The sequence below is a fragment of the Blautia argi genome (genome assembly GCF_003287895.1).
In the GTDB taxonomy this organism is placed as follows: Bacteria; Bacillota; Clostridia; order Lachnospirales; family Lachnospiraceae; genus Blautia; species Blautia argi.
The window spans coordinates 218855-238414 of sequence record NZ_CP030280.1 but is presented as its reverse complement, the minus strand read 5'-3'; the positions used below and the strand labels follow the sequence as shown (position 1 = coordinate 238414).

Genomic DNA, 19560 nt, shown 5'->3' with positions numbered 1-19560 from the left:
TAAAAAATGCGCTGCATAGAAAATACGAGATATTTTGTATTTTCTATGCAGCCTTTTTGGTTTTAGTATTGTCCAGTTTTCCTTCCTACATATTTATGAATGGTTTCCTTTACCGCCCCCGGTCCGCTAATCATTTCACGGAACATGATTTCAATCTTTTCACCAAGACCTGTTTCATAAATATTTATAAAGAAAATACGTTCATTAGAAAGAATTGGTTTCAACTGATTTTTAAAGGTTTCAGGCTGTCCTACCACAATATCTTTTAACTGGTCCTGAATTTCTTCCTTCATCGGATCCGGGGCAAGTTCATATTTCTTTCCATAATCATCTACACCCAACATATAACGAAGCCAGCCTGCTATTCCAAGAGGAATTGCTGTCAATCGTGAAGCATCTCCGTATTTAGCCACATACGCTTTGATTGTTTCACCAAAACGGATACCTACCATTTGTGACACATCTACAGCAAGACGAAGATTTGTATCTCCCAGATATTCATTTGGGAAGCGATCCTTGAAAAGTTCATCTACAAATTCCTGAGGGGAAAGAATTCCCGGATCCGGCACTACCGGAAGTCCTTCATCATATGCAACCATGCGTGCCATTTTCAGCATATCTGCATTCGTATTCAGCATATGAGCAAATAAATCGTATCCCAAAACCACACCAAGAGGACCTGTCGCAGAATGTACTGGATTTAAACATACTGTTACTTTCATACGTTCTGATAAATTTACTGTTTCTCGATCTGCCATATAAACTCCAAAACCTTTTTCCAAAGCAGGACGGCCATTTGGAAAACTATCTTCAATTACCAGATACTGTGGTTTTTCTGCATTTACAAATGGAGCTATGTAAGTTCTTTTTCCGGTAATTACCGGCTGCATATTTTCTACTCCTAATGCCTCCAGATCATCTGCAATCTGTTTACTCGGACGTGGAGTGATTTTATCAATCATGGTCCATGGAAAAGCAACAACTTTTTCATTACTTACATAATCGGTAAATCCTGCTTCTACAAATCCGGCTTTTTTCCATTCCTCTGCCATTACCATTACTGATTCGCGAAGTTTAGCTCCATTATGAGAACAGTTATCCATAGATACCAAAGCTAACGGATACTTTCCTGCTTTATATCTTTCATAAAGCATTGCTGTCACAATTGCCATTGCGCCAACTGCTTTGTCCGGTCCATTCTGAATATCGGATTCTACAAATGGGAACCTTGTTCCATCCGCCTTCTGTAATGCATACCCTTTTTCCGTGATAGTAAAAGTAACCATTTGTAACGAAGGACTAACAAAAAATTTCCTTCAACCGTTTCCATTGAGCGGAATCTGAAGAAATCGCTTTAACTGCTTCCGCCAAGGAACCAAGTACTTTATATTCTCGTGTGCCGTTTCCATGTAACAGAACACTCAAACCGAGATTATCAAATGGTTCATAAATTTTGTCTACAACATCATAATCAAAGGTTTCTACACAAGTAATACCTCTGTCTAATTCTCCCTCTTCCAGAAGTCCGTCTGCAATGCCTCCGATAAAAATGCGGAAAATATTCCCTATTCCAAAATGCACCCAGACTGGTTTCTCTTTCGCTTTTTGGCAAACCTTTTCCACATCATATTTAGGAAGTTTAATTCCTGCTTTTTCCCATAATTCACGATTTTTGATTCCACTCATTGTCAGTTTCATTTCGTTCTCTCCTTTTTCTTTTTACTTACACTTATCTCTTAACTTTAAAGTTCTGTTGTATTTCCGCACTATCCAAATTGATTAGATAGCGAATTCCTTCAAGTGTTCTCATTCGTCTGTCCTCTGTTATAGTTCTTTGATGATGTGACAAGCCACACCCTGAATGCAGCATTCATCTACAAATGATGTCTTTCATCTTCTTATTTTCCGGATGGAGAATGATTTTCTTATTCTCATCATCTCGGAAGTAACGTTTCAATGTATTCTGATTATCCACAAGGGCAACTACTATATCGCCCTCATTGACTTCCACCTGCTTTTTGACAACCACAAGGTCGTCGTCATCAATTCCAGCTTCAATCATAGACTGACCGCTTGCTCTTAATATGAAGAAATCTCCTTTGCCGAAAATAGCAGTAGGAAGTGATACATATTCTTCAATATTTTCATTGAAAATTTCCGCCCATAAAGGCTTTTTTGTTCAACGAACTTTAATTTTGCAATTTGTGCAGACCGTCTGCACAAATTCTATTCTGTTTCTTTTTCTTCACTATCCTGCTGCTGAAGATAAAACATTGCCTTTTGAGTTTCAATCTCCGCTTTCAGTTCTTCTTTTGTCGGCAGGTATAATTTGTACTTGGAAGCAAATAATTGTTCATTGCCATGCATAACAGAATAACGGGCAATATCATCATCTGTATCGGAACAAAGAACAATACCGATTGTTGGGTTATCACCCTCACTACGTTTCAATTCATCATACATACGGATATACATATCCATCTGTCCTACATCTTGATGTGTTATCTTCTCTGTTTTCAGGTCGATGAGGACAAAGCATTTCAGTATGTAATTGTAAAATACAAGGTCGATATAATAGTCCTGCTTCTCCGTATGAATGTGCTGTTGCCTTGCCACAAAAGCATATCCCTTTCCAAGCTCCATCAAGAATTTCTGCAAATTGGAAAGGATACTTTTCTCAAGGTCACTCTCTGTAAAATCTGTATTCTGAGAAAATCCTAAAAACTCTGCAACTACCGGATTTTTGATAAACTCCAACTTATCATTTTGATACGGTGCTGTCAGTTCCTTCATTTCACTTTCTACAAGCTCTTTTTTCTGTGTCTTGAGCATACGGTAATAATACTGAGAAGAAATGTTTCTCTGCAAAGTACGGACACTCCAAGTCTGTTCTACTGCTTCTTTCTCATACCAATCACGAGCTGCCTCATCTTTAACCTGTAATAATGCTGCATAATGCGACCAAGACAGTAGTCCAACAGATTTTCCAAACGGTGTCTGGAAAATTTCAGGATAGGTCTTATAGAAAGAATAAAAGCTATATAGATTCGACTTTGTATAACCTTTTCCATATTCAGCCGATAATTCTTTTGCTAACTTTTTTATAATTTCAGCTCCATATTTTGCCCTATCCTCACCCTGCAATTCTTCACTTGCAATTCTATAACCAAGGAGCCAATTTCTCTGTATCAGCGTTGTTTTCATCAGGCTGTTATCACACCGTAAATCCACAAGGACTTTTTCGCCTGAGAACATAATAATAGTCCCCACACCAGAGAAGTTTATACGGACTGAGCTTATAAATTTCGCCCTTATTCTTCAGAACCTTTTTCTTTAATCCGGCTTAATTCGATTGAACACATAATTATTACGCTTCAACTTTGCCACCTGTCCCGGACCGGTCATCGTATGTATCTTCTCAATCAGAGTTTCGCTTTTTTGTAATGAACTTCGATGACTCCACTGCGTCTATCAGCAGTTTCAATTCCAGCAATTCAAACTTACGGCTGGCTACAAAATATTTGCTCTGAGTAGAATGGATAGTAACAATGTCCATTCCAAACTCCTGAAGAGCCGCAATATCTTTTGTGACTGTCGTTCTATGTGCAAATATTCCGTATTCATCATTCAATATATTGATTAACAGCTTTGAAATTGACGCTGACCTGATAGAGTTTGCCGAAGGATATACCGCCAACATCTATATGAAACCGTTTCAAGTTTTGTGTAAATTGAAAAACTGATATAAGATATGTTGTTAGTTACTTTGGGCAGAGCCGATTTTTTTGGGTTCTGCCCTTTCTTGTATTATAATGCAGTTTCAGGACATGTCAAGAAGGACTGGCTTTACCAGCCCTTTTTGTCTTGCCGCTGCTTATAATCCAGACAGTCTTTCTTCAAAAAATATTTCAAGCTGTGAATGAATCTGACCCCAGTCCTGACGATGACCAGTCCATTTTTTTGTGATATCCGTCATCGCCAGATACAGCATTTTCAACAGACTGCATCAGAAGGAAATACAGTCTTGGATTTTGTGACTTTTCGTAACTGGCGGTTAAATCCCTCAAGACAAGCTTTGATAAAGAACGTTCAGACAAGGAACAGGAGGAATTTCTTCGACATTATAAGGACAAGAATTCCAAGTCTTCTTCCTGAAGACTGATTTCCACACAGTAATTTGTTTCCTTCCACATATCCTTCGGCAGATGAATAACTATGGTAGGTGTTCCTTCACAGTTTAATGTATTCTGTGGCTCTAAAGCTCTGTCATTCTTTAGAACTCTGGCGCTTACAGAATGATTGGCAATATTGGGAAGTTCGATATACTCTCTTTTCTTCAATACATGCACATAGAGCTTATACTCCTTTCTGGTAAGCTCCGCCCAGTCCAATTCATAAGGTTAATATGGCATTGCCTTTGTTTTGAAAATTCCCTCGCCGTTTTCTTTTACATATTTGCCTACTTCATTTAAAACATCCAAGCTTCCCTTTGGTACTGCTCCTGTTCCGTCAGGGCCGATATTCAGAAGATAATTCCCCCCTCTGCTCACTACTTTTAAAAGCAGGCGGATAACTTCATCCGGATTTTTAAAGTTTTCATCTTCTATTTTATATCCCCATGTATCGTTTAAGGTAGCGGGAAGCTCCCAGTCTCCTTCGTAGGAAAGACGTGGAAGGAAGTTATCACTGGTTGTCATATATTCTCCTAAATCATTTCCAATTCTTCCGCTTACAATGCAGTCCGGCTGAATGGATTTTATCGTATCAAACAGTTCACGGCTCTGCTCTTTTGTTGTACTGAGCGGCGTATCAAACCAGATTAAGGCAATCTTTCCGTAATTTGTAAGGAGCTCTTTAAGCTGGGGTTACCCAACAGGGGCATTCCATTCAAAACATGGATGATCTTATGGCTCTTTATCAGAAATCTTTTACAGATAAAACCGTAGATCGGATTGCCAGCCTTCCTCACCCAACTGTACAGAAATTTACGGTGATCACCGTTGCGATCGTAGGGGCAAGCAGACGTTTTCTTGCACAGATCACCCGTCATCAAAATGAAGTAAATTTCATGAGTGCATCTCTGCAATATAGCAACTATTCAGAAAAAGCTGCATTTGCGATCCCATATGAAATCCTTTTTTCCGAACAGAGATACATTGATCTCTATCTGCAAAGCTGCTTATCGGATCTCAGATGTTATCAGGAATTGTGTTCTGTGGGATTTCATCATGATTCTGCCGGATATGCCCTCCCCCATGCTTTAAGAAATATTCTGATCATCTGCGCTACACCTTATGAGTGGAAACATATGATCAGTCAGCGAATCTGCAGGAGAAATACCGACGAAACAAGAATTGTAATGTTGGACATCTTGTTTAATCTTAAATATTACAAACAATACTCCTTATCAAACATCATTTTGCATCTTTCAATATGTCCACAGTGCTTTCCATCGTGTACCACCTGGAGGTGGTGCAGCTGGATGCTTTCCAGCTTGTCCTGGTAGGGACGGTTCTGGAGACCTCCTGCTTTCTGTTCGAGATACCCACCGGTGTGGTGGCGGATTTGTATAGCCGTCGGCGCTCGGTGCTGATTGGAATGTTCCTCTACGGCCTGGGCTTTCTGATGGAGGGTGCGCTACCGTGGTTCGCGCCGGTTCTGCTGGCCCAGGTTGTCTGGGGTTGCGGTGATACCTTCATCACCGGCGCTCTGGAGGCGTGGATTGCCTCGGAGGAAGAGGACAAACCCATAGACAAGGTGTTCCTGCGGGGCAGTCAAATGGGGCAAATCGGCGGCGTTCTGGGCGTGGTGCTGGGCACACTGCTGGGAAACATAAACCTGCAAATGCCTGTCATCTTGGGGGGCAGTTTGTGCTTGTTGTTGGGGCTGGTGTTGGTTCGCATCATGCCAGAAACCAACTTCTCCCCTGCTATTGAGGAACGGCAGGGCTTGCTTAAAGACTTTGTCTGCCTGTTCAAGCTCAACCTGGGCTTTGTGAAAGGCGCACCTGTGTTGCTGGCGCTCTTAGCAATCACACTATGCGGGGGACTTGCCAGTGAAGGCTTTGACCGGCTCTCCACCGCTCATTTTCTGGATGACACGGTAATACCCGTTATCGGGCCGCTGAACAGCGTCACTTGGTTCGGTGTTATCAGTCTTATCGGCAGCGGCTTAGGTATTCTGGCTTCTCAGTTGCTCATCGCCCGCATGGAGAAAAAAGGGACTGTCAGCCGAACCAGTGTGGTCATGTCCACCAGCGCCGGGTATATCCTGTGCCTGGTTCTCTTCGCGGTGGGGCGGAGCTTTTGGTTCATGTTGTTGGTGTTCCTGCTGGCGGGGCTTATGCGCACCATCAAGGAGCCTGTGCTGGCCGCCTGGATGAACGACCATGTGGATGAGAAAATGCGCGCCACAGTCTTTTCCACCAGCGGACAGCTGGACTCTTTCGGGCAGATCATCGGCGGGCCTATTGTGGGGCTGGTAGCCCAGCAGGTGTCCATACCCTGGGGGCTGGTCTGTACCGCTTTCCTGCTGTTGCCCGCGCTGTTCTTAGTGCCGGTGGCGGGAAAGAATCATTACATGCAATTTTATATCTGTGCTGTCCCCTGTTTGTACCTGTTCTGCCGGTTTTGATGGTTTTGAAGGTTTTGAAGGATTGTCAACCTTCTTATTATATGAATTGTAAAACATTAATTCTCCATACTTCTTACCATCATTTTTTTCTGCAATTACTTGTGGAACCAATTTCCCATTTTCTCCGTTTTTGATATAAACAGCTATAATATAAGAACTTCTATCATATGTATAATTTTCTTTATCCTTACTTGTTTGAACCAAATGATAACGGTATACTCCGCCATGCTGGAACTGCAATGAAATCATCTTTTCCGCATTATTACCATCAAGTACAAAAACATGTCTGTCGTTATCAGAATCTCCCGGCATAGGAATGCCTATGTCTAATGCACGAAATTCATAAGTTCCAGTAAGATCAATTCCTTTTTCATTGCTATTTTCTTCAAAATTTTGCTTAACTGTTAACGGAACCTCTACTACATTTGACGCAGCTAAAACTTTATCAGCAGGAAAACACAAGAAACCAAACAATAGAGCAGCTAACACAAGTATCTGTCTATTTTTCTTCATATTGCGGTTCTCCTTTTTCATCAGCAGTATTTTCTAAAATTCTTCCAATTAGAAGATGTCTGCCGTTTGTACTCTCTGAAGTACAAGTAGATAGCCTTACATATCTTTCATTATCATCAAAAGATGTTTTCTTCAAATATTTTGCGTGTTCTTTAGGTCAGTTTACAAGGAACTACACGCAGACCGTGAAACGGGCTGCTGACAACAAACGGCGCTATGCTCCCGGCTGGGTGCATAGCACCTGTTTGTTGCGGGGGTTTCCAAAGGGGGCAGCGCCCCATTTGGCACACGACTTTGCGGAGCAAAGTGTAGTGTGTTATACGCTCTGTCGGCGTTGCCCTGAAAATACCGTTGCCGCCGGGGAGGGCAAGGGCATTTGACGCGGCAGGAAAGCAGGGCTTTGTTTGGGGCTGGTAAGCCGGAAACAAAGGGCTGATTTCAGCAGCAGACAGGGCGTATTATGAAAGCCCCCGTCCCTCGTCCTCCGCCCCCGGCCTATGGGACAAAAAGTCCCAAAGCTCTGGACACCGTGACCAGATGTGTGGCCACACTCCGGGAAAAGTAGCAGGACGGCAGGAAACCGTCAAGGCTGAAATGAATGGGCTGACGCCCGGCCTTGACCGTTCCCCGCCGCCCCGCTGGATGGGTGGACAAGGTGGCCAATCCCTAAAAGTGTTTGGCCGCACTCGTTCATTTTGGGGCCTTTCTTCTCCCAAAATTGAAATGGGCGGGAAAGCCCTAAAATGGCTTTCCCGCCTTGATTACCCATTAGCAAAGACGGGCGAGACTGTCAACGGCGGCGCTGAAAGCGCCGTTCATCTTGACCGTTGACTGGCTCGCCTGGCTTTGCTACTGCCCGTAAGAGATGGAAAAACAAGATGGAAAACAAGGTTAAAAATGGTTGACAAGTCTATCGGATGTGTGTTATACTGTGCGACAGTTTGAGATTGGAAGGAGGCTTACGTGTGTTAATTTGTGTACGCTAATAAGCAATAAAAAGTAGAAGTACCTTTCCACATGATGGTGGGCTTTTTTTGCGTGCGTATGCAAAGGAACACGTAGGTTTGACACGAGCAGTCTTTGAACTGTATCGTGGTGTTTTTTCGTGCTTTGTTGTTATGCAGGCGTCTGCCCTCTCTGTGGGACAACGCCTGCTTTTTATTGCAGAAACAAAGGAACAATGCAATAAAAAAGGAGGTTCGCATTATGACCCAAAACAACAATTCATGGAGAAAAACTTATTTTACACTTCTTGCCGGACAAGCAATATCCTTTATTAGCAGCGGTATTTTGCAAATGGCCATTATCTTTTATTTGGTTGCGAAAACTAATTCTGCAATCATATTGACGGCGGCAACACTGATTGGATTTTTGCCGCAAGCCTGTTTAGGCCCGTTTGCAGGTGCTTTTGTTGACCGGCACAGCCGTAAAAGCGTAATGATTGGTGCGGATTTGATAATTGCCGCCGCTGGCGGTATTCTGGCGCTGGTGGCGTTTTACATGGAATTGCCCGTATGGTCTATTATGGTTGTCCTGTTAATCCGAAGTGCGGGAACTGCTTTTCATTCTCCAGCATTCAGCGCAGCAACACCTATGATTGTGCCAAAAGAGGAACTTACAAAATGCGCTGGTTACACGCAGACCATGCAAGCAGTAAGTGCGATTATCAGTCCAGCTGCCGCAGCGTTTTTATATGCTGTTTGGCCTCTTAATGCAATTATATTGTTAGATATTGTGGGTGCAATCCTTGCCTGTGTGACTGTTGCGATTTCGTCCATACCAACGCCTGAACTATGTCCAGAAACGAAAAGACAACAGTTTTTACAGGATATGAAAGAGGGGTATGTGGTATTAAAGCAAAACAGGGGCCTCTTTGCTCTGCTCTGGATTGGTGTAATTTATATGTTCTTTTATATGCCAATCAGTACGCTTTTTCCTCTCATCTGTATGTCATACTTCAAAGGAACACCGGCCCATGCCTCTGCCGCTGAAATTGCTTTTGCGGTTGGTATGCTGCTTGGCGGAGTCATTCTGAGCATTTGGGGCGGTTTTAAGAAACGGCGGTACACCATCGGTCTTTCCGTTCTCCTGATGGGCGTTAGCAATATGCTCTCCGGGCTTTTGCCGCCAGACGCATTTCTTGTCTTTGTTGTGTGCTGTACTGTTATGGGAATTTCCGCTCCATTTTACGGTGTGCAAAATGCGATTTTTCAAGAAACGGTCAAACCAGAATATCTGGGGAGAGTTTTTTCTCTACTGACAAGCGCCGCTTCCCTCGCCATGCCGTTTGGCCTTGTCATTTCCGGGCCTCTGGCGGAGCGGCTGGGAGTTGAGAAATGGTTTGTCATTTGCGGAATTGGCATTATCATCGTTGCGCTTGCCGTATTTTTACTACCCGGTTTGAGAGAGATTGACAATACGCAATAATCAACTGCACCTTTTTCTATTACTAAACAAAATGCCTGGATGGTGGTTCTGAAAAACCAGAACCGCCGTTCAGGCATTTTTTATCTTCGTCCTCTCTGCGGTTTTGGATTCTTCAGCAAGTCGGATTTTTCCGCAATCTTTTTCAGCCACTTCCGTTCTTCTACTGACAGCTTCCTAAAATTCAGCTTGAGCCGTTTGCAGATAAACGCCAAGTACGCTTGTTCCGTGTCGCTGTCCTGGCTGACGATTTCACCAGCAGTTTCCAGCATTTCTTTTAGCGGGTTATCCTCTGGGACGCTGAAAAAATCGTCCTTGTGTGTTTCCCGCAGAGCAAGGGCAATCCCGTTTCTTCTTTATTTTTCTTCCAAGGACTACCACTCCACTTAAGCTCATTCCAAGCACGATCAGCCATAAAAGCAAATTGGAGTTATCCCCAGTCTTAGGTGCATCTTTCGACGGTTTTCCACCTTCCGGAGTGCTTTCCTTTGGTTTTTCCTCATCAACCATAACAACCTTCTGCACTTCGGCGGTATCTTTTACTTCAAATACCACATCCTTTGCAATCAGATATCCTTCCGGTGCTGTCTCTTCTCGGAGCGTATATGTTCCGATTGGAAGCATCTCTATATAATGTGCCTCTTCTGTTGAAGTCCAACTTTCAATCACATTTCCTTCTTCATCCAAGATGGTCAGTTTTGCACCTGAAAGTTCCTTTCCTGCAATATCCTGTTTCGAGATCAATACCTTTGTCACATCATCTTTCATCTCCTGTTTCTGGATTTCTGCAGTATTTTCTACTGTAAAGGTAATGCTCTCTGCAGTTACATATCCATCTGCCGGTTTTGTCTCTGTCATCGTATAGGATTTTCCAACTGTCAGCTCTTTGATCACATGAGCTTTCTCTGTAGATACCCACTCATCGATTACATTTCCGTCTTCATCTGTCACCTTCAGATGTGCCCCCGGAAGTTCTTTTCCTGTGGTAAGGTCTGTTTTCGTAAGTTCTACCGTTGTCGGCTCATTTTCAAAAACAAACTCATAGGAAACCTCGGCTTCTTCTGGTTTTCCATACTCAAAAGAGAATTCCTTTTCTTCTTTCGATGTCACAAAACCATCCGGAGCATAGATTTCTTTTACGATATAAGTTCCATCTACTGGAAGATCTGCTTTGAAAAGGATCTGTCCATTTTCATCCGTTGTTTTCTGCTCGATCAGCGTTCCGGCTTCCATCAGGACTTTTCCATCTCTGCTTTTGATCTCTTCTTTTGTAAATAACCCGAAGATCGCACCTTCCAGCATACGGTCTGTATCCTTTGCTTTTTTAAGGACAGTTACTTTTATCTTCTGGCGGTTGTTCTGCCATTCTTCATCAAAAGTAACCACTGGCGTATCCTGATCGCGATAGGTCAGATCCACAAATCTAGGCTCTCCATCCAGTACAAAACCATGTGCCGTTTTCACTTCCTTCACATAATATTTTCCTACCGGAAGGTCTTCCATTTTTGCGATTCCCTTTTCATCGGTTGTGATCGTGCCTACCAGCTCATCTTTCTTATAATGGTTTGCGCTTACACCATCCGCAGCCTTGATATCTTCTGCAGCATAGACTTCAAAAGTGACTTCACTTAAGTTTCCTGTGATATATTCAAAGAAATGTTCTACCGTTCCTTTCACATTATCCAAAAGGGTGATCTTCTCTAAAAATTCTCCCTTTTTGTTGATGATCAAAAGTCCTTTTGGTACTTCATCCTTCATTTCCACTTTCTGTACTTCGGCAGTATCTTTGACCGTAAATGTCACATCCGTTGCTTTCAGATAACCATATGGAGCAAATTCTTCATGAAGGGTATAGGTTTCTCCGACAACCAGACGCTTGATCACATGTGGCTTATCCTTTTCAGATGTCCATTCATCGATAACATTTCCATCTTTATCCATGACCTTCAATCTTGCACCCTCCAGCTCTACGCCTGTAGTCAGATCAGACTTTGTGAATTCTGCTGTAGTTGGTTCATTTTTCTTTACAGTCTGTAAGAAAACAAGCTTTGTCTCCTGTCCCTGATACTCTGCAACAAATTCCAGCACCTCATCCGAAGAAACAAAACCTTCCGGCGCTTTTAATTCTTTTACATAGTATTCTCCAAATGGAAGATCCAGGGTGCATGTTGCCATACCGTTCTCATCGGATGTCATTTCCTGTAATAAGGTATCTGCTTTCACAAGAACTTTTCCATTTGCCTGGATATCTTTCTTGTTATAGATGCCAAACAAAGCTCCGGATAATACCTGCCCGTTTTCTATATCCTGTTTTTCTACGGAAATTGATACCTTCTGTCTGTCATTTCCTACCATTGCTTCTGCTTCAACGACTGGTGTTTCCTGATCCTGATATGTTAATGCAACCGTTACCGGTTCTGGATTTAATACAAATCCTTCCGGTGCCTTAGTTTCCACTACATAGTATCTTCCAAGAGGAAGATCCTTTGCTACAGCTTTTCCACTCTCTCCCGTTGTGATCGTTGCCACGAGCGTATCTTTTGCATAAAGTACGATACGGTTTCCATCTGCATCTTTCTGATGATCCGGAGTACAGATATCTTCTGCAGCTCTTACTTCAAATTCTGCTCCGGAAAGATACTGTTCCTCATAGATAAAGTCATTCTCAAAACCAGAAAGCATCTCACCTTTCTTATACACAATAAGATTTCCCTTTACCGGCTGATCTTCATAGGAAACTTCAATGATCACATCTCCACTTACTCCATCTACTTCATAGGCAGTATCCGAATCCACGGTGATCTCTACATAGTTTTTGTTGACAACATATCCATCCGGTGCTGTCACTTCTTCAATACGATAGTGCCCGATCTCTAAGTGTTTCGGTAAGATCAGGTATCCCTGGCTGTCCGTAAAGAAAGATTTATGGACTGTGACCGTAGGATAGGTTGTTACCTGTTCCACATATTTCTTATGATCCAGATCATAAATTTTAAATTCTGTACCGGCTACTAACACCGGTTTCTTTGTTTCATCATCTTTTTTGATGATCTTTAACTTTGCAGAAAACTCTTTATCCAGCAGTACCTTCCAAACCTGCGGTTTATCCGGATTGTTTTCACGGATGGTAATCTCAAAATCCTCTACCGGTTTATAATTATGAGGTGTGGTTGTTTCTCGTACAATATACGTTCCGTATGGAAGCGGAATACTGCACGCATACCCTTTCTCATCTGTGAACATTTCCGTTTTACCATCTGCTGTAAGGATGACTGGCTCTGCATGGGAGAAATCATAACTTCCATTTTCTTTTTTCTCCAGGCTGCTCTTTAAGTAAGCGCTGAAGCCTGCACCTTTTAACAGCTCTGCATCCGTTTCTCCATTGTTCGCAGCTTTTATGATCTGGAACGGCTGTTTCATAACAAGTTCTGTTGATTTCACAGTACGTTCTATCGTTGGAACTGTGCCACCTTCATAAGAACATTCCACATCATGCTCTGTCTCGTCTAACAGATATCCTTCCGGTGCCTGGATCTCTTTTACAAAATATTTTCCAAGATACAGGTCTTTAACCACCGCATCTCCCTTCTGATCTACTTTTAAGGTAGATACAAGATCACCGGCTTTATGGACAATTCCTGTTGTTCCATCTGGATGTACAATGTTTTCTCTCGCATAGAGGCCATACACCGCACCTTCTAAAGTCGCATCTCCTTGTGGATTTGCTCCTGTTTGTGCATCTTCTTTGATCAGATGGATCTTTGCATAAGTACGTTCATTCAGAACATTCTTTGTACTTGTTTTACCGATATTGACATCTACTGGATAAACAGTTGGATCTGCCTGATAATTTGCCGGTGGCTGGATCTCTTTTACATACACAACATCCTGTATTTTTTCAATCGTTACTTTAGAACCGCCCTTGCTATCTGTTGCTGGCATCTGCGTGATCAGATCTGAACACTCCTTATCACGGTAAACACCATAAATGGCTCCTGCCAGATGGTTTCCGGTGTCTTTATCATTTTTTACAATCGCAATTTCCGCCTGCTTTGTCCATGTAACATTCAGGCTTACTTTATTTGTTGTTTCCACACCTTCTCCAAAAATAAAGGCAAGATCCTGGGTACTGGAATTCGTTGTCAGCTTATACGCAGAATAATCTTTTTCCAGGCCGCCTGCCATGGTTGTAGCAAATACTTCTGCAGTATCACTTGCCTGTGTAAGCGGTGCAGAAAGGTAAAACTTTGTGCCACCTTGGATCGTTACCTTTGCTCCCGGTGCGCTTGTACTTCCTGTACTTACGTTGTGAAAACGCACTCCGGATGGAAGGCTGATCGTCACACTCTGCTGTCCTGCCGCATGGAATGTGATTTCCTTTGTACGCTGTGTATTTCCTTCTACATAAGCCTTTACATTGGCATCGGAAAATGACATAGACACATCCGGTATCTCAGGCTTCTTTACACAATAATTGTAAATATCCATTGCTAGTTCCTGTCCTGTTGCATTGGTTCCATAGAACGCATCACTACTGCCATAAGCATAAGCCGCCGCCATATGGACAAGAATAAATCTCTTTCCTGCTGAAAAATCACTGTGCTTGTTCGCAAAATAACTTTCTGCACCTGCCGCATCGGTACCGTAATAACATACCTTTGCAAGAGCCTGATTGTCAGCCAGCTTTGTGATTGTATAAGTGCCGGATTCTGGTCCCGGTTTTGCCGGCTGGATACAATAAGCCGTTGCTCTTACACTTCCATAAGAAATATAATACGGCTCTGTAAGATATGTTCCAAGCCCGTAGTCTGCATATCGGTATATTGGACCTTTTTCAATAGTTACCTGCTGAGATCCTACACCTGCAGTTCTAGCCATCGCTTTGATTGTAGTAATCTCACCTGGTTCCATTCCATTAAAATCAACACCTTGTTCTACTGCCTGTTCCATTACATCATGTAATGCTAATCCCGATCCTTCATCAAAGGTATCCTGCTCTGTCATCTGTTCTACCAAAGCATCAAAAGCAGCATTTCCTTCTGATACATCCGGTGTCTCTATTGGGATTTCTGACGGCTTCTCTGAATCCTCCTTATCTTCTTCCGTCTCTTTTGTTTCGGATTGCTCTGCATCTGCTGAAGGACTTTCACTCTCTTTTTCTATTTCCTTTACGACTACATTTCTGCTGATCTGATAATTCGGATGTTCCTGATTGACCGTTTCTACATAATAAACAGTTTTATAGGTATCTGCGTGGGATGTTGTAAAATCCTCTCCCTGCTCATTCTTTGCTTCCTCAAAAGTAATCTTTACCTTTGCTGAATCCTTGATCTCTAACCCTGTAAAATCTGTTTTCACGTCAAAACTTGTTCCCACTTCCACTTGATGATCCTTTGCCAAAACAATTTCATCTTCATCTAGCTGGCTTTGTACCTCTTCCAAAAGAGGCAGTTTTCTTTCTTTCGGAAGCTCCGCAGCATAACTGTTGATTGGTGATAACACCGTAGATAAAAGAGTGACCGCTGTCAGCAATCCGGATACAACCCGCTTTGCTTTTTGTTTCACTTTCATGTTCTTAAATCCTTCCTTTCTTCTGAATCTTATTTATCCGTTATACTTGTTCATCGTTTTCCATCATTCTTTCCTGAAAATAATCCCCTCCTTTCCTAGTCTTGTGCTATTTGGGACAGTCAGCACTTTGCTGAGATAACAGCACAAATATATGGCGGTATCTGCCTTTTCAAACAAACACCGCTATATGATTTCTACTGTCATCCTCATTTTGATTCAGACAATTATTTTTTATTTAAGATTTAAGCGTTTTCCTGTTCTCTTCCCCGGATCCGTTCCTGTTTTAGAGTCCATATCTCCAAAACGTTTTCTCTGTCAGGACACGCACAATGCACATTCAAGGCAGGTATCACTCCGGGCAGGCTATTCTCTTTTCAAGGTACATGAAGTGTTTCTTAGAAACGTCTTCATATAACGAAAGGAAAATGGCCTATTTTACAGGGTGCTTTTTAATTTTTTTTGATTTTTTTTATTTTTTTTCTGCATCTGCATGTTTTTTCATGACAGAAAGTGCTCTTTGCAGCATTTCACAAACACTCTGCTGTCTGATTCCAAGATAGTCCGCAATCTTCTCTTGATTCATTTCTTCAAAGTAAAATAACTGGATGATTTCTTTCTGTCTGGCAGTCAGACAACCTAAGAAATCGCGGACCACCTCTTTTTCAATATACTGGTCGAGAAGATCTGAAGCTGGATCTAGCAGTAAGATCCTGTCATCCGCATAATCGCTATACGAAACGAGTCTATGGTTTGATGCCACTTTAGCCTGATTTATTTCCATACGATCCGTTGCTTCCATTAACAGACGAATGTACCAGTTTTCGTTGTCAAAAAATTCTTCGTTCATAATGCTTCGATCTTCCTTCACATCCATGTATTGATAATCTTTACAGGAATGGAGTGGAAAGATGGTTTTCTTTCCGTTTTCCCTGTATAACACATACCCATTTGCGTAAACGGTAATATCACATTCCCCACTCAGAATTTCCTTTACTACAATCTCTTCTTTTTCTAACGCCTTTTCAGAAGGGACTCTCTTTGTCATACCTGCCACTTTTACTACTTTCTTTAATTCTTTTAATGTCAACATATGGACCACCTTTCTGCCTTACGGCTACGGGTGATCCATGAACTCTATAAAAAACTCATCACAATTAGCCACGAACTCACCCGTTTTTTTTGAACGGGAGCCCGCAGCTCCTATGTAATTACCTCCTTCGGCTATATCATACAAAACTCCGTATCATCTCTGATTTTTGCACACGAAACTTTGCCCTCTATATATCGAAAGGAAAAAGCCCTGTTTTACAGGTTAAAAACTCAACTTTTTTTTAAATTTTTGAGAAAACAAAAAAAGCCGGCAAAACAAATGCTTCCACAGACACAGAATGAAATATCATCCTGCATTGTATCTGCAAATGTTTTGCCGGGCTCTTCATGATTCCAGTCAGGTTCAGCTCCTTGACAAACTCTTGCTATCAGGTGCAGCCTTGATGGTTCCAGCCAAATCCACCGCTTATCCTGACAGATCATTTTATTTAGTTTCCTTTCGGGAATTCATCACTTTTTGAGAATATACCCGCATTCTTTCTTTCAGTTTTTCGTCTTTGATGTGCAAAGGCCGTACTGAAACAATATCATCTTTTACTAAAATCTCCAAAGTGCTTCTACATTTCTTACATTCTACTTCTGAATCGCAATGTGCGCTTTTTTCAATAAATGCTCCGCATACAGAGCAATGTACATGCCATCTGATAGCATCTGATCCCATAGGCTTCCTCCTTTAAGCAATAATAAAAAATTCCATTTTATTACTCAACGGATCAAAGGGAAATCAAATCCGCCTTATGAGCATCATGTTGTCCATTCCGTAAGTGCCAAAGCTGCACGAACAGCATGATCATCAAATCCCAGACCTGCTTTGTTGATCTGGCGCATCCATCCTTATTCTCTCCGGATTCCCACTCACCCAGAATCCTAAGAATTTCTGCCGATTGTATTTAACAAGGTAATTCCAATTCTTCAAATATATCTCCGGATAACTCACAAAGATCCGGGATCAAAATGATCGTATCATCAATCCGTAAATGAATCGATGGATCAAAAAATTCAACGGTTCCGCAAATCGTATGATACTGGCCTGCCGGTTTCATTTCCCGGCTTTCTTTAAAATAAGTTGCCTGTATCTTCATTCCAACAGAAACCATCTGTAGCTTCCTATCCAATCCGCATTTTTGTTCTTCGGATAACATCTTCCTTTGTTCATAAAGTATTTCCTGTTTCCGTACGATCTCTTCAAATCCCCGAAGTGCTGCAAAAGGGGCAAATTGTTTCGCTCTGTGCTGCACATCCATAGGGTATCTCTTGGAAACCGGTCTTGGAACATATAAATATTTCTGATACGCCTCTGCCAGCATATTTTCACCTCCTATGCACGATGTCCTCCAACCTGATTGTTCCTCTCTCGATAGGTGGAGCATTCCAACAGATTGGATCCCCGCATGATCGCATTTTTTCCATAACGCTTTTTCACCTGTAATACGGCTTCCTGCAGATGTCTTTCCTTTTCTGCTTTTATGGAATCCTGAAAAAGAGTATATTGCTGATATCCTTCCGGCTTTATCTTATTTGCAATAATTTCTATTCGTCTGATTCCGGTATATGGATCTGCGATTTTTCGATAAAGTGCTTCTACTGTATCGATTATTTCCCTGGAGCGATTGGTACAATCCGGAAACCTTACGGTTCCTTTCGATGACTCCCTCTCAAAACGATGATCGTAAGCGATCCACAAGGTTACAGAATTCGTTACCAGCCCCTTTTCCACCAGATCCAGAACCAATACATCTGTCATTTCTCTTACAACAACAGCAGCTTCTTCAATTGTATAATTTCTCATCAATACCTGTCCATTGGAAAGACTATGCTCTTCTGTATGATAATTCTTGATATCACTCATTTTACAGGATTCACAGCCCCAGGCATGATCGATCAATAGTTCTGCATCGATCCCAAACATTTTATACAGCCAGTCTTCCGATTGAATAGAGGCAAGTGCGATATCCCCCATCGTTTGGATTCCATATCCGGCTAATTTTCTCTCTGTTCTGGAACCAATGCGCCAGAAATCACTCAATGGTTTATGTCCCCATAACTGTTCCCGGTAAGAGATCTCATCCAGCATTCCGATATGATCCTCTATATGTTTTGCCACAATATCCATTGCGATCTTTGCAAGATACAGATTGGTTCCGATTCCTGCTGTTGCTGTAATTCCGGTTTCTTCCATGACCGCATCCATCAGTTTTTGTGCCATTTCCTTCGCTGTAAGGTGATACAGGGAAAGGTATCTTGTGACATCCATAAAGCACTCATCCACACTGTAAACATGGATATCCTCTTTTGCCATATAGTTTAAATAAATCCCATAGATCCTTGCCGAATACTCCATATAGAGCTGCATCCTCGGCTTTGCTACAATATATTCGATATGATCCGGTATCTCATGGATCCTGCAACGATTTCGGATCCCCAGCTTTTTCATAGCCGGCGTGATGGCAAGGCAAATGGTGGATACCGATCGGTCCGGATCTGCAACAACCAGATTGGTAGTAAACGGATCCAGTCCTCTTTCCACACACTCAACAGAAGCATAAAAAGATTTCAGATCAATACAGAGGAATGTTTCCTTCTGTTTCAAATCAATCACCTCCCATAAGTTGCCTATCTTTCTCTTTCCCATAAGCAATCAGATCTCATCCCAACTCGTTTTCACACGATAGAGATCGTGCCAAAACAGGCAATTTTCAGTAAATCCATTGACAAAAAAGGAAATATCATTTATATTATAGGCAAGTAGTTGCCGTTCTGTTGTGATTCACATTATAGGCAATCATTCGCCTCTTGTCAAGAGGCAACTTGTTGATTATGGGAAATTTATTTCCTATACCGTTTCAGCATCATACACAGGGATCCTGAAACGCCAATTAGAAAGTAGGTATTTTTATGACATTCGGTGAAAAAGTGAAAAATTTAAGAAAGAACAAAGGACTCAGCCAAACCCAATTAGCCGATGCTGTCGGTGTCTCCCTTCGGACTGTTCGGGGATGGGAAATTGAAGGCCGTTACCCAAAGAAGCACGATCTTTACCAGAAACTTGCAGACATTTTAAGCTGTGATATCTCCTATCTCATGACAGAAGAAGAGACTTTTATCACAGAAGCATCTGAACAATTTGGAAACCGCGGAGCAAAACAGGCTCAGCAGATCTTAGAACAAGCCGCTGCAATGTTCGCCGGCGGGGAACTTTCTGATGAAGACAAAACGGCCTTTATGGATGAAATCCAGTCTTTATATCTGGATTCCAAGAGACGTGCAAAGAAATTTACACCAAAGAAATATTTAGATGCCAAATAGATG

Annotated in this window: 13 protein-coding genes and 5 pseudogenes; 4 read left to right on the top strand and 14 right to left on the bottom strand. The window is 42.0% G+C overall.

Going from position 1 to position 19560, the window contains the following annotated elements:
• Positions 1-62: 62 nt before the first annotated feature.
• The 7 genes and pseudogenes from DQQ01_RS01305 to DQQ01_RS16225 form a co-directional block, all read right to left on the bottom strand.
• Positions 63-1698 (bottom strand): annotated as a pseudogene (locus tag DQQ01_RS01305) (mannitol dehydrogenase family protein).
• A gap of 172 nt (positions 1699-1870) precedes the next feature.
• Positions 1871-2110, bottom strand: coding sequence for a LexA family protein (locus DQQ01_RS16240; protein ID WP_242980705.1), 240 nt, complete (start codon positions 2108-2110; stop codon positions 1871-1873).
• 116 nt (positions 2111-2226) lie between these two features.
• On the bottom strand, positions 2227-3255 hold the full coding sequence (locus DQQ01_RS01295) for a PDDEXK nuclease domain-containing protein (protein WP_330407589.1): 1029 nt from the start codon (positions 3253-3255) through the stop codon (positions 2227-2229).
• Positions 3256-3418: 163 nt separating this feature from the next.
• On the bottom strand, positions 3419-3556 hold the full coding sequence (locus DQQ01_RS18485; RefSeq protein WP_330407588.1) for a hypothetical protein: 138 nt from the start codon (positions 3554-3556) through the stop codon (positions 3419-3421).
• A gap of 318 nt (positions 3557-3874) precedes the next feature.
• Positions 3875-4068 (bottom strand): annotated as a pseudogene (locus tag DQQ01_RS16235) (IS256 family transposase); the annotation flags it as partial.
• Positions 4069-4121: 53 nt separating this feature from the next.
• Positions 4122-4349 carry a hypothetical protein gene (locus DQQ01_RS16230; protein ID WP_242980478.1) on the bottom strand — a complete coding sequence of 76 codons (228 nt, stop codon included), beginning with the start codon at positions 4347-4349 and terminating at the stop codon, positions 4122-4124.
• Positions 4350-4400: 51 nt separating this feature from the next.
• A complete protein-coding gene (locus tag DQQ01_RS16225) occupies positions 4401-4820 on the bottom strand; it encodes an alpha-L-fucosidase (protein ID WP_242980702.1) in 420 nt (139 codons plus the stop codon).
• A 74-nt stretch (positions 4821-4894) separates the two neighbouring features.
• Between DQQ01_RS16225 and DQQ01_RS01280 the strand changes: the two are divergent.
• A pseudogene (locus DQQ01_RS01280) lies at positions 4895-5371 on the top strand (FAD-dependent thymidylate synthase); the annotation flags it as partial.
• A 59-nt stretch (positions 5372-5430) separates the two neighbouring features.
• Positions 5431-6633: pseudogene (tet(40), locus tag DQQ01_RS01275) on the top strand (tetracycline efflux MFS transporter Tet(40)); the annotation flags it as partial.
• Here tet(40) and DQQ01_RS01270 read toward each other — a convergent pair.
• Positions 6550-7146 carry a streptococcal pilin isopeptide linkage domain-containing protein gene (locus tag DQQ01_RS01270; RefSeq protein ID WP_111917843.1) on the bottom strand — a complete coding sequence of 199 codons (597 nt, stop codon included), beginning with the start codon at positions 7144-7146 and terminating at the stop codon, positions 6550-6552. The pseudogene tet(40) and the gene DQQ01_RS01270 overlap by 84 nt on opposite strands.
• A 1206-nt stretch (positions 7147-8352) precedes the next feature.
• Between DQQ01_RS01270 and DQQ01_RS01255 the strand changes: the two genes are divergently transcribed.
• Positions 8353-9573: a Mef(A)/Tet(V) family efflux MFS transporter gene (locus tag DQQ01_RS01255; RefSeq protein ID WP_002584949.1), complete on the top strand. Its 1221-nt coding sequence runs from the start codon at positions 8353-8355 to the stop codon at positions 9571-9573.
• Between the two features lie 80 nt (positions 9574-9653).
• Here the strand turns inward: DQQ01_RS01255 and DQQ01_RS01250 are convergent.
• The 6 genes and pseudogenes from DQQ01_RS01250 to DQQ01_RS01220 form a co-directional block, all read right to left on the bottom strand.
• A pseudogene (locus DQQ01_RS01250) lies at positions 9654-9920 on the bottom strand (helix-turn-helix domain-containing protein); the annotation flags it as partial.
• Entirely contained in the window at positions 9856-15141 is a 5286-nt protein-coding gene (locus DQQ01_RS01245; RefSeq protein WP_111917842.1) for a SpaA isopeptide-forming pilin-related protein, read from the bottom strand. The pseudogene DQQ01_RS01250 and the gene DQQ01_RS01245, both read right to left, overlap by 65 nt.
• A gap of 469 nt (positions 15142-15610) precedes the next feature.
• The gene (locus tag DQQ01_RS01240) at positions 15611-16231 is read right to left on the bottom strand and encodes a sigma-70 family RNA polymerase sigma factor (protein ID WP_016439427.1); all 621 of its coding nucleotides are present in this window, start codon (positions 16229-16231) and stop codon (positions 15611-15613) included.
• Between the two features lie 444 nt (positions 16232-16675).
• Positions 16676-16912 (bottom strand): hypothetical protein, encoded by a 237-nt coding sequence (locus tag DQQ01_RS01230; RefSeq protein ID WP_009268912.1) that lies wholly within the window; start codon positions 16910-16912, stop codon positions 16676-16678.
• Positions 16913-17141: 229 nt separating this feature from the next.
• On the bottom strand, positions 17142-17558 hold the full coding sequence (locus tag DQQ01_RS01225; RefSeq protein WP_009268913.1) for a hypothetical protein: 417 nt from the start codon (positions 17556-17558) through the stop codon (positions 17142-17144).
• A gap of 11 nt (positions 17559-17569) precedes the next feature.
• Positions 17570-18841: a Y-family DNA polymerase gene (locus DQQ01_RS01220; RefSeq protein ID WP_009268914.1), complete on the bottom strand. Its 1272-nt coding sequence runs from the start codon at positions 18839-18841 to the stop codon at positions 17570-17572.
• 305 nt (positions 18842-19146) lie between these two features.
• Here DQQ01_RS01220 and DQQ01_RS01215 point away from each other — a divergent pair, with 305 nt between their 5' ends.
• The gene (locus DQQ01_RS01215) at positions 19147-19557 is read left to right on the top strand and encodes a helix-turn-helix domain-containing protein (protein ID WP_009268915.1); all 411 of its coding nucleotides are present in this window, start codon (positions 19147-19149) and stop codon (positions 19555-19557) included.
• Positions 19558-19560: the final 3 nt, after the last annotated feature.

Excerpts from the sequence above, each read along its gene's own strand:
- DQQ01_RS01295 (WP_330407589.1), bottom strand. The coding sequence starts at position 3,255 with ATGTTCTCAGGCGAAAAAGTCCTTGTGGATTTACGGTGTGATAACAGC.
- DQQ01_RS18485 (WP_330407588.1), bottom strand. The coding sequence starts at position 3,556 with ATGGACATTGTTACTATCCATTCTACTCAGAGCAAATATTTTGTAGCC.
- DQQ01_RS01270 (WP_111917843.1), bottom strand. The coding sequence starts at position 7,146 with ATGAAGAAAAATAGACAGATACTTGTGTTAGCTGCTCTATTGTTTGGT.
- DQQ01_RS01255 (WP_002584949.1), top strand. The coding sequence starts at position 8,353 with ATGACCCAAAACAACAATTCATGGAGAAAAACTTATTTTACACTTCTT.
- DQQ01_RS01245 (WP_111917842.1), bottom strand. The coding sequence starts at position 15,141 with ATGAAAGTGAAACAAAAAGCAAAGCGGGTTGTATCCGGATTGCTGACA.
- DQQ01_RS01240 (WP_016439427.1), bottom strand. The coding sequence starts at position 16,231 with ATGTTGACATTAAAAGAATTAAAGAAAGTAGTAAAAGTGGCAGGTATG.
- DQQ01_RS01230 (WP_009268912.1), bottom strand. The coding sequence starts at position 16,912 with ATGGGATCAGATGCTATCAGATGGCATGTACATTGCTCTGTATGCGGA.
- DQQ01_RS01225 (WP_009268913.1), bottom strand. The coding sequence starts at position 17,558 with ATGCTGGCAGAGGCGTATCAGAAATATTTATATGTTCCAAGACCGGTT.
- DQQ01_RS01215 (WP_009268915.1), top strand. The coding sequence starts at position 19,147 with ATGACATTCGGTGAAAAAGTGAAAAATTTAAGAAAGAACAAAGGACTC.